Consider the following 12,598-nt stretch of genomic DNA (forward strand, 5'->3'; position numbering starts at 1 on the left):
AAATCAACCATTCTCGATCCTTAGCATTAAATAAACATAAACAATATGAAATTGAAAGCAAAAACACTCTTGCTTATAGCGACGGCTTTGGCCTTAAATTCAAAAATCAGTGCTCAAAGTGCATATAAAATGCAATCTATAACCATCCAGACCCGCTGGGCTAAAGAAGTTTCACCAACCAATGTCCTAAAAGAATATCCGCGCCCACAGCTGATCAGAGCTAACTGGACAAACCTTAACGGGCTTTGGAGTTATGCGGTAACTAAGAAGGACGCGGAAAAGCCTGGGGCCTATCTGGGGCAGATATTAGTTCCCTATCCGATTGAAAGCGCCTTATCGGGCGTTAAAAAGGCTTTGATGCCGGATGAAAACTTGTGGTACAAACGTGCCTTCATAGCGAACGGCAAAGGCAGGACGCTGCTTCATTTCGGTGCGGTGGATTGGCAGGCAACCGTGTTCGTTAATGGTAAACAGGTTGGCCGGCATGAGGGTGGTTATACGGCGTTCACCATTGACATCGGTAAGGCCATCAAGATTGGCGACAATGAATTGGTTGTAAAGGTTTTTGACCCGACCGATCAGGGCATTGGACCTCACGGTAAACAAGTGCTCAACCCGCAAAATATATATTACACCGCTACCTCTGGTATCTGGCAAACTGTATGGCTGGAAACAGTACCTGATATCTATATCCAAGACCTGAAGCTTACCCCGGACATTGATAAAGGGCTTCTCAAACTTTCTGTCTTTTTAAACGACCCAAAAACAAAAGTAGAAATCGAAGCAATAGTCTACGATAAAGGCAAAAAAATTGCCAATTGGCATAGTGATCATATTGAAGTTCCGAACGCACATTTATGGTCACCGTCTGACCCCTTTTTATACGACCTCGTAGTACGCATCAAACGCGGCGGCAAAGTGATCGACGAAGTAAAAAGCTATTTCGGAATGCGTAAGATATCAGTAGCCAATGACGAAAAAGGCATAGAAAGGATATGCTTAAACAATAAGCCCTATTTCAATTTAGGAACACTTGACCAAGGCTTCTGGCCTGACGGGCTGTACACTGCACCCACCGACGAAGCATTAGCCTTTGACATCAAAGCTATCAAAGCCATGGGTTTTAATACCATTAGAAAACACATTAAGGTAGAACCTGCCCGATGGTACTTTTGGGCAGATAAGTTAGGTATTTTGGTATGGCAGGATATGGTGAATCCAAACCAGGGATTGCCTGAGGGGGCGAAGCCAGAATTTGAACGGGAGATGCATGAAGAGATGACCCAATTGCATAATTTTCCTTGCATAACGACCTGGGTATTGTTCAATGAAAAATGGGGGCAGTACGATCAGCAGCGGTTAACCAGAGAGATAAAGGCGGCTGATCCTAGCCGCATTGTGAATGGTCATACCGGTGAGTTGCTTTACGTAAACGAGCAACTCAGAAGCCCAAGCCCTAATTCCTATATCAATGCGGATATGACAGATGTGCACAGTTATCCTGACCCAATGATGCCTATCAAACAAACCGGTAAAGCCCAGGTAGTAGGTGAGTTCGGAGGCATCGGTGTATTTATACCCGAACACCAATGGTTGACAGGCAGCGCATGGGGGTATATTCAGGAACAACCATCCGGGCTAATGGCCAAATATAAGATCATGAACCAGCACTTAAAACTGCTGGAACAACAAGGCTTATCAGGCAGCATCTATACCCAACCCTTTGATGTTGAAGGAGAACAAAACGGCCTGATGAGTTATGACCGCGAGGTGGTCAAGGTCCCTTTTATAGAACTGCGAAAGATCCATAACCAATTGAACCCGGACGCAAATACCAATGTACCTGACGTTACCGCTCAGGATGCCGACCTAACTGATCCAGGTATTAAGTACAGCGCGATGCTGGATGAATATATTGGAGGTAAACGTGACGCCGTTTTCTTAAAGAAAATGGCCATGATGGCGACACAGACCGGAGACAAGCCAGGAGCGGTAATGGCGGGTAACGCTTATATCACAGGTTTAAAACCCCCGCTTTCAGAAGAAGATGTACAATCAGTCAGCCAGTTCACAAAGAGTACCAAAGATCCCGGTTTCGTGCTGATGAATACTAATCCTGAGACGTTCAAAAAGTTGATCGGTGATCGCCAATACACGGTCAACATGATGAACATGATCTACAAAGGGGAAATAGAGCCTTTTGTTAATGCCAATACCAATCCTGACTGGAACGCATTAGAAACTAAGATTCGATCTTATGGCACTTCAGGCGAAGAGATCTTCCTGCGCGCAAAAACTATCGCCTGCTATAATCAACAGGACTGGCCGAATTATGTATCGTCAGCAAGTAAGTATTTAGCGAAATATGGCAGTAATATCAGCCAGCAGGAACGCACTACTTTCCAACAAGCCATTGATCAGCACAAAGACAATCAGAAATAATAAATCATTAAAATAAACATAATTATGAAACGTATCTTTTTCTTAACGATCCTGTGCAGCGTGCTGTTACGCCCTGCGATATTCGCTCAATCTAAAACTGCTGATTTTAGCGGTAGCTGGACTTTAGCCACTGATAAAAGTTCTTTTGGCAAGTTGCCGGCCGTAGTAGCTGTTCAGCAAATGACAGTTACCCAAAACGCTAATAAACTCACTATTATCAGCGTTAATGGCGAGAATAAAAATACTTATATCAACACACTGGATAATCAACCCGCTAATATTATTACCGGTGCCGGTGCTAAGATCATTTCATCTGTTCAGTCCAACGGTGAAAAGGGCTTACAACGAAGTTTGCAAGCCAGTGTCCCTAATGAATACGATAAAATACAGTATACCAGAGTGGAGACGTGGACACTTGGTGCAGATGGGAAAACGCTGAGTATGGCTGTAACCGTAACACCGGGTGGCGCAGGCAGTCCCTATAGTTTTACTGCCGTTTACGATAAACAATAGCTGAGGGATAGTGGAAAGGTTAATTAAACTTATAGTATTCGCCACAGGTATGTTGACCTGGCTGGACGGATTTGGGCAACATATCCCTAATTGGCAAAATAAGGATCTGCAAAAAGATTCTTTATTCGGGATCAGTACGGATAAAGCCTATACTTTGCTTCAGGGCAAAAAACCCACAAGGATTACCGTAGCCGTTATTGATGCCGGTGTTGATACAACGCATGAGGATCTCAAAAGTATTTTATGGATCAACCTAAAGAAGAAAGCTTTTGACGATGGTACTTACGGCTGGAGTTATCTCGGTTCTGCCAAGGGTAACGTCCATTATGATAATCTGGAACTGACCCGGCAGGTGCGCCAGTTTGAGCAACGGGATACCGCTAAGTTACCGGTTTCTGATTTGCTGGCTTATCGCGCTGAAAAACAGGAACTCGGAAAACAATTGGCGGAAGCGCGGCAAATGGTGGGAGGCATGGGCAATTTCCGGCGGGTGCTTGATGGCATCATTCAAAAGATCGGCAAGGACGAAGTGGGACTTGCAGACTTTGAAGCATATCAGCCCATTGATGCGACTGAATCCCAGGTCCGGGGGACGGTCATTAGGATACTGAGCGAAACCAACAATTACAGGTCCTTTAGGGAAGAGCAACTGGACGGTCCGCTGGAGCATTTCAAGGTTCAAACGGATTACCAGTTAAATACGGCTTATGATTCCCGTCCTATCGTTGGCGATGATTATTTTAACAGTAAGCAGCATAATTATGGTAGTACGGATGTTATGGGACCTGATGCTACGCACGGTACGCATGTATCGGGTATTATTGCGGCTGTCAGAAATAACGGCATTGGCCTGGATGGCGTTGCCGATAATGTAGAAATATTAACGGTTCGCGCAGTTCCTGACGGTGATGAGCGGGATAAAGATGTAACCAATGCGATCCGTTATGCAACTGACCATGGTGCCAGGGTGATCAATATGAGTTTCGGGAAAGACTATAGTCAGGATAAAAAAGCGGTGGATGAAGCGGTTAAATACGCGCTAAAGAAAGATGTCTTATTGATCCAGGCTGCGGGCAACAGCAATAAAAATATTGATTCTGCGGCTAATTTTCCGAGTCGAAAATTTACGAATGGCAAAGTTGCCGGGGCCTATATCGTGGTCGCGGCATCAGGGCTGAAGGATGATGCAAAGCTAAAGGCTGATTTTTCTAATTATGGCAAAAACTCAGTGGACGTCTTCGCGCCTGGCGTGCAGATCTATTCGAGTATACCTGGTTCGAAGTATGCTTATTTCGACGGCACCAGTATGGCCTGCCCTGTGGTTGCCGGACTGGCAGCCCTGATCCGCGAATACTACCCGAAACTTACAGCCTTACAGGTAAAGGAAATTATATTAAAAAGCGTGGTGAAGCGTGATGCGCTGGCTAACTATTGCCAGACCGGCGGGGTGGTGAATGCCTACAATGCTTTGCTATTAGCGGAAACCTATCTTAAATAACCAGGCAATGGTAACGGAGCATATGAAAAAGGATGAATGCCTTTCGGTTGAATTGAAGGATAAATTCAATCACCTGTGGCATTTGGTTGGCAATACGCCTATGCTGGAATTGCAGTACCTGTATGACGGCCTGCCCGGTAAAATTTTTGTGAAGTGCGAGCATTATAACCTGACGGGCAGCATCAAGGACCGGATGGCTTTGTATGTGCTTTATAAGGCCTATCAGGATGGTTTGATCAAACCGGGTAAGGTGATCGTGGAAGCGACCTCGGGTAATACCGGGATTGCCTTTGCCGCTATCGGCAAAGCTTTCGGACATGAGGTGATCATTATTATGCCGGATTGGTTAAGCCGGGAACGGATCGATATTATCAGGAGCCTGGGTGCTAAAATTACGCTGGTCAGTAAGTCGCAGGGTGGCTTTTTGGGGAGCATCGCTTTAGCCGAACAGATGGCGAAAGGCTCGGACAGGTTTTTCCTGCCGCGGCAATTTGAAAATATATACAATGCCGAGGCGCATGAGCGTACGACCGGGCCGGAGATTATTAGGCAACTGGAAAGCGTGGGTAAGGTCCCCGATGCTTTTGTAGCCGGTGTAGGTACCGGAGGTACGGTAATGGGGGTGGGCAGTTGCCTGAAAACCTTTTTTCCAAAGGTTAAGATCCACCCGCTGGAGCCTGCGGAGAGCCCGACCTTATCAACTGGTTTTAAAACAGGCAGTCACCGCATCCAGGGGATCTCCGATGAGTTTATACCGGCTATTGTTGACCTGGGGAAGCTGGATGAGATTATCCGGGTCAATGACGGTGATGCGATCCTGATGGCTCAGAAACTGGGTCAGCAATTAGGACTGGCCGTGGGTATATCCTCCGGTGCGAATGTGCTTGGAGCTATTAAGCTTCAGGAGACGCTTGGCCGCGACGCGGTGGTTGTTACGCTGCTTTGCGACAGTAACAAAAAATACCTGAGCACGGACCTTTTTAAAGAGGAACCGGCCGCGCCTGGTTACCTGTCGCCCGCTGTTACGTTTACGGGTTACCAGCCTATCGCGCGCTGTGGTCACGATATTCAACTAACAAAAGATTTTTATGCACTTTAATGCGATGATGACACCTTACCGGGAATTGCTGTCCCGGACGCATGGCGGGTTGGAACCGATCGTGGTACGGGCACCGGGACGGATCAATTTGATCGGGGAACATACGGATTATAATGGCGGCCTAGCTTTGCCGGCGGCGATCAATCGTTACATCTATGTTTCGGTGACCTGGCGGGACGATGAACAGGTGAATATGATGGCAGCGGAATTTCCGTCGAAGGAGCTTGCGTTGAGCGAGCTTTATCCCTGCCCGGGGGAATGGCATACCTATATCCAAGGGGTGGCCGCGGTGTTGCTGGGGTGGGGTTACGTGTTGGGTGGGTTTAATATCCATGTCTGTGGCGACATACCGGTTGGCGCTGGTTTGTCTTCGTCCGCGGCTTTATGTTGCGGAACGGTGATGGCATTGGACGCGCTTTTTGATCTGCAATTAACGCGACAGGAAATGGCTTTGATCGCCCAGCAGGCCGAACACACGTTTGCGGGGGTGGCCTGTGGCTTAATGGATCAATATGCCTGTTTGTTCGGCAAACGCGGTTACGCGCTGAAACTGGATTTCAGGACGCTGCAATTTGAGTATGTCCGGTTGAACCTGGAGTTTTTAGACCTGGTGCTATTGGACAGCGGGGTAAAACACAGCCTGGCTTCGACGGAATATAATTTACGCAAAATGGAAACCGGCCGGGCGTTGAGCAGGGTACAGGAAAAACATGCCACGGTAGAACGCCTGCGTGATTGTAGCCTGGAGCAGCTTTATGATGAGGTATTGGTGGCTGACCCCGTGGCTTATAAACGTGCTAAATTTTTTGTGGAAGAAAATAAGCGGGTCGAGACCGCGGCAGTGGCTTTGGACAGGCGCAAGCTGACCTTGATGGGCGACCTGCTGTATGAAAGTCACCAGGGGTTGACCGCTTTATACCAAGTAAGCTGTGCGGAACTGGATTTATTGATCCAGCTGGCTAAGGAAGAAAAGTCGGTGGTCGGGGCCAGGATGATGGGTGGTGGTTTTGGTGGCTGTACGATCAATCTGATCGAAAAGAAATATAAAAGCTGCATTGGGCGATTGCAAGCGGAGTATGAGCGCAGAACGGGGATACCCCTCAAGGCTTACCGCGTGATGATCGCTGAGGGGGCAAGGGTCTGTAATAACCGGGAGCTTCGCCAGATCAAATACAATGAAAAAAGTCTGGAGGAAAATTATGCCTAAGATTTTAGTGACAGGAGCGCTTGGACAGATCGGCACGGAATTGTGCGCGGCGTTGCGGTTGATCCACGGCCAGGAGCAGGTGATCGCATCTGACATCAGGATCCTGAATGATACGCCTTTTGCGATTCGGCCCTATGTTCAGCTGGATGTGCTGGATAAGATCGCTTTGCATGCATTAATACTCAAAGAAAAGATAACGGAGGTTTATCATTTAGCGGCAACGTTGTCTGCTACGGGAGAAAAGCATCCGCTGAAAGCCTGGGAGCTGAATATGCAGGGTTTGTTTAATGTGCTGGATATTGCTAAAACCGATAAGCTGAAGATCTTCTGGCCCAGTAGTATTGCCGTGTTCGGGCCAACGGGTAATAAGGCGTTCAGCCAGCAACATAGTGTAACCGCGCCAACGACTGCTTACGGGATCAGTAAAGTGGCGGGTGAGCTTTGGTGTAAATATTATCATGAACAGTATGGGGTGGATGTGCGCAGTATCCGTTATCCCGGTTTGATCAGTCATACCGCTCCTCCGGGCGGCGGTACGACCGATTATGCCGTGGATATCTTTCACCAGGCTTTGAAGCACCGGCATTATACCTGTTTCCTGAAACCGCATACGACCCTGCCGATGATGTATATGCCGGACGCGATCAGGGCCACGTTGCAGTTGATGTCGGCACCGGCGGATAAGGTGAAGATCAGGATCGGTTATAATGTCCATGCGCTGAGTTTTTCACCCGAACAACTGGCGCAGGAGATCGGGAAGCATTTGCCGTCGCTGAAGATCTATTATAAGCCTGACGACAGGCAGGTGATAGCGGATAGCTGGCCGACCAGTGTGGACGATCACCACGCCCGGCAGGACTGGCACTGGCAGCACGAGTTTGAACTCGATACGATGGTAGCCGATATGCTGAAGAATCTGAAACAATTAGTACAACACATATGAGCTTTAAAATCGGAATGGTGCTGATCATAGCCTTCACCATTTTTATTGCTTACAAGATATCCAAAGATGATGACCTCGACTAACAGGGGCAGCGTTTGCCGGAAGCCCGTTCTTTATACACAGTTAATAATAAAATGGTTAGTAGTTAATTAAATGGGGCGTATCCCGGTGGTCGCCGGGTGCGCTTTTTTTGTAAATGATGATTTTTGGCAAGTGGTCATTGATGATTTGTATCTGCCTGTTTTAAAGCAAGTTTAACGAGTTGTTTTATTTTTTTAAATAAAAGTTAAAAAAGTCATGTTATGTGACCACCACGGAGTGTTTTCGCCGATACTTTAGTGTTCAAACCAAATAACAGATCTATGGACATTAATTTTGAAAATGCGAGTTTTAAGGATTTTGAGAACATCCCGGGGATGGACTTTTATGGCTGGGCGGAACAGTTCGACCGCTATGTCAACAATTGGGACAGCCGCGGCCACTGGAACTACCGGCAGGAGAGCCTGAATGGCTGTCAGCCGGAAGTGGAACTGGCCGGACATCCCGGTAAAAGTTTTGTCGCGCTGGTCTTTAACGATTACCTGGGCCTGACCCAGCATCCCAAGGTCAAGGCTGCCGCTATAGCGGCTATCGAACAATTTGGCGTCGGGGCTGCGGCTTCACCGGCTATCGGCGGGCATTTCACCTACCACCGGCAGTTGGAAGAAAAGATAGCCAAATTCTTCCGGCGCGAGAGCGCCGTACTGTTTACCACCGGTTATACCGCCAACAGCGCTACGATCCAGTCCCTGCTGAAAATGCAGGATCTGGCTATCGTCGATATGGGTGTCCATGCCAGTATGTATGAAGGCTGTTTGACGACCAATGTCAAAATGTTTCCGCATAATGATATGGATAAGCTGGAGCGCATCCTGCGGGATACGCAGGGGCAGTACCGCACGCGTATCGTGATCGTGGATGGTGTTTATTCGCAGCCAGCGGATATCGTTAAGCTGGATGAGATGGTGAGGTTAGCCAAACATTACGGCGCTTATACGGCGATGGATGATGCGCACGGCGTGGGTGTGATCGGGGAAACCGGCCGCGGGGTGATCGAGCTGTATAACCTGTTTGACCAGGTGGATATCATTACCGGTACGTTCAGCAAGACCTTCGGGCATTTGGGCGGCTACGTGGTAGCCGATCCCAAAGTGGTCAATTTCTTAAAGTTCCAGGCCAGGCAGCATATCTTTTCGGTAAGCGCGACACCGGCTTCGGCCTGTATCCTGAAAAGTATCGATCTGATCGATGAGGAGCCGGAGCTGCGGGCGAAACTGTGGGGAAATATTGATTACCTGAAGAGCGGGCTGGACGAAATGGGTTTTGATACCGGCAATACGCAGTCGGCGATCATCCCGGTGATGACGGGCAAACCGGACCTGAACGCGGAAGTCTGCCGGCTTTTGATCGAGGCCGGTGTGTATGCCAACCAGATCGGTTATCCCGCGGTGGCCCGTAAGAACGCGCGCATCCGGATGAGCCTGATGGCTACGCATACCCGGGAGCAGCTGGACCGGGTGCTGAATGCCTGGGAATGGGTCGGTGGTAAACTGCACCTCACTAAACGAGTCACGAATTAAAAACTATATGGGAATAAAGAACAGGGATGAAACGATGCGCAAGCTGATCGACGCCGTAGGCGAAATATTGAAGGAAAAAGGTTATACCGGTTTGGGTATTAACCGGATCGCGCTGCGTGCGGGCGTGAGCAAGGAGCTGATCTACCGGTATTATGAAGGGGTGAACAACCTTGTCAAAACCTATATCCGCTCCAGGGACTACTGGCTGCCCTTGTTCGACCAGATCCAGACGCACCCGTCGCCGGGTAAGGATGAAGTATTGGCAACTTTTATTTCGCTGTTCCAGGAACAGTTCCGGTTCTTTTTCAAGGAACCTGAAATGCAGAAGTTCATTCTCTGGCAGATCAGCGAGGTCAACCCGCTGATGCGCAGTATCTCGGAAAAGCGGGAGTCGGAGGGTGCCAAACTATTGGCCTTGACCGAGGATCATTTCAGGGATTCCGGTATCAATTTCAAAGTGGTGGCGGCGCTCTTATTAGGCGGTATTTATTATGTGGTACTGCACGCCGGTGCCAATAAAAGTACGGTCGCGGGGATCGATGCCAACCTGGAAAGGGACCGGGAGGAGATCCTGAAGACCATTGAGCAGATATTGAACTGGGCCTGGGAAGCGGCGGCACAAAAGGTTAAGGGTTAAACAACAAATTATTTATATTTTTACGGAGGATTAATAATGAATATACAACACAGAAATACGTTTTTATAACATATAGATAACCTACGCGTTCACTTCGTTCTCACACATAAAAGTCGAAAATTATAAAAGAGAAGAACAATTGTGCAACGCCTGCCAAAGCGCGGGCTTGTTTGTTGTTTCTCTTTAGGGCTTCGACTCCCTTTGTGTGGCACTCACAATGTCCCGCGCCTTTTTTAAGGTTTCTTTTGACAGCTCTTGTCAATTAAAAGCGGGTTTCAGACCATCAAGATATTTACGGGTTTAAAAGTTGGCTTGTATGCTTTGCATAGGGTTTAGCTACGCTTTTGCGATTTTTCTGACCCGGATGTGGATTTGGGAAGTGTTGGAGGTTTTGATTTAAATAACGGATAAGCGTATGGAATGACAACTACTTTTTGCCGGGCGGGTGTTTTGGGTACAGGGATGTACCGGCCCGCGCGGCGCTCACTAAATGTAGGAATATGTTCAGAGAATTAGGTGAAAGCTGGTACAAGGCCTTGGTTTTGGTACTGGAAGGGTTGGAGCAGCAGGGCTTGCCTGCTTTAGAAAAGATGACCGCTTCGGTGAAGGCGGTAAGGGAAACCTTGCAGGAGCTGCGGGCTTATGTGGTTTCGCATCCTTTTGCGGATGCGGCGGAAGAGATCCGCTTTTTTAAGATGGAGAAGCCGCGGGTGTATGCGCTGCTGATCTACGCGGTGGCGGCTTTCAACCTGGAGCAGCAAAGACCGGTGGCGACGCGGGAGGAACTGCGGGGCTATTATTTGGAGGAGCTGGAGGCGATCCGCCGGTTCTTTAAGCAGTATGGGTTTTTGTATGCTTATTTCCGCCGGGAAATGACGGAACTCGATCATTTGTATTTTATCCGCGGGGCAGAGGTGCAGACCTTATTGCTGCCGGAGGTGCCGGAACCCGATCCTGGCTTTTCGACGGGCGCGGATTATCTTTTTGCCAAATTTATCGCGCTGGAGCGGCAGCAGGAATGGCTGATCGAACGGGCCAGGGAGCTGGAACCTGCGGCTGTTGCGGTAGCCAGGAAGGCGCGTTCGCTGCGCTGGACAGGGGAGAGCATCAACCTGGTGGAACTGGGCTATGGTTTGTATGAGAGCGGGCAGTTCAATGATGGTAAGGCCGGGATCGGGGAGATCTTTTCCTGGCTGGAGGAGAATTTGCAGATCAGCATCGGGATACCGGCCCGCAGGTTCGTGGAGATCAGCCGAAGGAAGCGGCTGAGCCGGACGAAGTTTTTGGACCAGCTAAGGGATGCGGTGAACCGGAAGGCAGATGAAGGGGATGCTTTTGTGCCGGGTAAGGGGAACAGGAAATTGGATTAAGCTAGGGGGATGTGGTGATGAAAAGGAAGGAAAATGATGGTTTTTCAAGGCGTTGGTTATTAAGGAATTACCCGCTAATTATGGCTACTTGCCTAATCGTGCTGGTGATGTACGGCAACTTTGCTTTCGTTAATGCTGCCGCAATGGAGCGGCGGTTAAATTCTAAAGCGATGATGTTACATCAATTCACCTGGCAGCAATTTTTGGTAGCTGCCGCTGTGCTGACCCTGGTTTGGTATGGCTTGTTGTTTGTGTCCTGGTATTTGAAGGGTAAAGCGTGGTTTGGTTTAGGTAGTAGGGTTGGTGCCGGTAATGGCCGGTCCGCGGAACCTTTGCCGCATACTTGGGAAAGGGGCGTGGATGTATTATCTGATGACCCGGCAGGTGACGACCTGATGGGGGTATCGCAAGGACCGGAAGGTTTGAGCCGGGTCAGTATGGATCAGTTTAGTTTTGCCGCGCCTGTTGAGCGTTCGGTTACGGTGGTTGCGGAAGCTGAAGTTTTGGAAAGGCCTGCGGTTAGCGGCGGTTTTTTGCAGGGAACGGTGGCGGACTTTTTAGAAGAGCTGAAACCGGTGTTTGATTACGCGGCCAGGTACAAGAAAGGGTTACCGGTTTTCCTGGAGCATTTGCAGGCTTTGCTGGGGCGTTACCCGGAGATCAGGGAAAGCCCGAACTGGGAGGCGATTGTCGGGCACATCTGTGAACTGGCTGTTGATGCTTTGCCTTTCGAGGTTAGCCCGCAGGAGATCCATATGTTCCTGGAGCAGGAAGCGGAGTAGTGCCTGTTTACTATTGATTTAAACTTTTTTTATTTCTTGATTTCGGCGGACGGTTCCTTTCAGAGCTGGCGGGAATGCTGTTGCCAAGTCATTTTATTTTTTAATTCTATGCTATGAAAAACCACATCCCTTATACGCCGAAACAGCAAGCGCTTTTGAAGACGCTCATGTTCGCTTCGGCTTTAATTTCCCTTAATTTTTTGTGCACGGTCTGCTTCGGGCAGGACGGTAACGCGGGTATCCAGGAAGCGACCAATAAGGTCAAAGGCTACTTTGATACGGGCTGCAGCCTGATGTATGCCATCGGCGCGGTGGTCGGTATCATTGGCGCGATCAAGGTCTTTAACAAATGGAACGCGGGGGAGCCGGATACCAATAAGGTAGCGGCGGCCTGGTTCGGTTCCTGTGTTTTCCTGGTGATCGTGGCGACCGTGCTCAAATCGTTCTTTGGTATTTAATGGATTGTTTAAATGACGGTTGTCATGCAA

11 protein-coding genes are annotated in these 12,598 nt (G+C 48.8%); all 11 read left to right on the forward strand.

Annotated features, from left to right (window positions below):
• Positions 1–45: 45 nt before the first annotated feature.
• The 11 genes from BUE31_RS01740 (at position 46) to BUE31_RS01790 (ending at position 12,568) form a co-directional block, all read left to right on the forward strand.
• Positions 46–2,442: a glycoside hydrolase family 2 protein gene (locus BUE31_RS01740; protein ID WP_073399666.1), complete on the forward strand. Its 2,397-nt coding sequence runs from the start codon at positions 46–48 to the stop codon at positions 2,440–2,442.
• A 24-nt stretch (positions 2,443–2,466) separates the two neighbouring features.
• Positions 2,467–2,955, forward strand: coding sequence for a hypothetical protein (locus tag BUE31_RS01745; protein ID WP_073399668.1), 489 nt, complete (start codon positions 2,467–2,469; stop codon positions 2,953–2,955).
• A gap of 10 nt (positions 2,956–2,965) precedes the next feature.
• The gene (locus BUE31_RS01750; protein WP_234997727.1) at positions 2,966–4,453 is read left to right on the forward strand and encodes a S8 family serine peptidase; all 1,488 of its coding nucleotides are present in this window, start codon (positions 2,966–2,968) and stop codon (positions 4,451–4,453) included.
• 7 nt (positions 4,454–4,460) lie between these two features.
• Positions 4,461–5,552 carry a PLP-dependent cysteine synthase family protein gene (locus BUE31_RS01755; RefSeq protein ID WP_143167004.1) on the forward strand — a complete coding sequence of 364 codons (1,092 nt, stop codon included), beginning with the start codon at positions 4,461–4,463 and terminating at the stop codon, positions 5,550–5,552.
• Positions 5,542–6,759 carry a galactokinase gene (gene galK / locus BUE31_RS01760; RefSeq protein ID WP_073399672.1) on the forward strand — a complete coding sequence of 406 codons (1,218 nt, stop codon included), beginning with the start codon at positions 5,542–5,544 and terminating at the stop codon, positions 6,757–6,759. Before BUE31_RS01755 ends, galK begins: the two co-directional genes overlap by 11 nt.
• On the forward strand, positions 6,752–7,702 hold the full coding sequence (locus tag BUE31_RS01765; protein ID WP_073401566.1) for an NAD-dependent epimerase/dehydratase family protein: 951 nt from the start codon (positions 6,752–6,754) through the stop codon (positions 7,700–7,702). The genes galK and BUE31_RS01765 overlap by 8 nt, the downstream gene beginning before the upstream one ends.
• A 362-nt stretch (positions 7,703–8,064) precedes the next feature.
• Positions 8,065–9,321 (forward strand): aminotransferase class I/II-fold pyridoxal phosphate-dependent enzyme, encoded by a 1,257-nt coding sequence (locus BUE31_RS01770; RefSeq protein WP_073399674.1) that lies wholly within the window; start codon positions 8,065–8,067, stop codon positions 9,319–9,321.
• A 7-nt stretch (positions 9,322–9,328) separates the two neighbouring features.
• A complete protein-coding gene (locus BUE31_RS01775) occupies positions 9,329–9,958 on the forward strand; it encodes a TetR/AcrR family transcriptional regulator (protein WP_073399676.1) in 630 nt (209 codons plus the stop codon).
• 500 nt (positions 9,959–10,458) lie between these two features.
• On the forward strand, positions 10,459–11,328 hold the full coding sequence (locus BUE31_RS01780; RefSeq protein ID WP_143167005.1) for an RteC domain-containing protein: 870 nt from the start codon (positions 10,459–10,461) through the stop codon (positions 11,326–11,328).
• An 80-nt stretch (positions 11,329–11,408) separates the two neighbouring features.
• Positions 11,409–12,110 carry a hypothetical protein gene (locus BUE31_RS01785; protein WP_143167006.1) on the forward strand — a complete coding sequence of 234 codons (702 nt, stop codon included), beginning with the start codon at positions 11,409–11,411 and terminating at the stop codon, positions 12,108–12,110.
• A gap of 113 nt (positions 12,111–12,223) precedes the next feature.
• A complete protein-coding gene (locus tag BUE31_RS01790) occupies positions 12,224–12,568 on the forward strand; it encodes a DUF4134 domain-containing protein (RefSeq protein WP_073399682.1) in 345 nt (114 codons plus the stop codon).
• The last annotated feature ends 30 nt before the right edge of the window (positions 12,569–12,598 follow it).

It is taken from the genome of Mucilaginibacter sp. OK098 (assembly GCF_900142915.1).
In the GTDB taxonomy this organism is placed as follows: domain Bacteria; phylum Bacteroidota; class Bacteroidia; order Sphingobacteriales; family Sphingobacteriaceae; genus Mucilaginibacter.

Bases quoted from the DNA above. Each gene is read 5' to 3' on its own strand.
- BUE31_RS01740 (WP_073399666.1), top strand. From the start codon at position 46: ATGAAATTGAAAGCAAAAACACTCTTGCTTATAGCGACGGCTTTGGCC.
- BUE31_RS01745 (WP_073399668.1), top strand. From the start codon at position 2,467: ATGAAACGTATCTTTTTCTTAACGATCCTGTGCAGCGTGCTGTTACGC.
- BUE31_RS01755 (WP_143167004.1), top strand. From the start codon at position 4,461: ATGGTAACGGAGCATATGAAAAAGGATGAATGCCTTTCGGTTGAATTG.
- galK (WP_073399672.1), top strand. From the start codon at position 5,542: ATGCACTTTAATGCGATGATGACACCTTACCGGGAATTGCTGTCCCGG.
- BUE31_RS01765 (WP_073401566.1), top strand. From the start codon at position 6,752: ATGCCTAAGATTTTAGTGACAGGAGCGCTTGGACAGATCGGCACGGAA.
- BUE31_RS01770 (WP_073399674.1), top strand. From the start codon at position 8,065: ATGGACATTAATTTTGAAAATGCGAGTTTTAAGGATTTTGAGAACATC.
- BUE31_RS01775 (WP_073399676.1), top strand. From the start codon at position 9,329: ATGGGAATAAAGAACAGGGATGAAACGATGCGCAAGCTGATCGACGCC.
- BUE31_RS01780 (WP_143167005.1), top strand. From the start codon at position 10,459: ATGTTCAGAGAATTAGGTGAAAGCTGGTACAAGGCCTTGGTTTTGGTA.
- BUE31_RS01785 (WP_143167006.1), top strand. From the start codon at position 11,409: ATGGCTACTTGCCTAATCGTGCTGGTGATGTACGGCAACTTTGCTTTC.
- BUE31_RS01790 (WP_073399682.1), top strand. From the start codon at position 12,224: ATGAAAAACCACATCCCTTATACGCCGAAACAGCAAGCGCTTTTGAAG.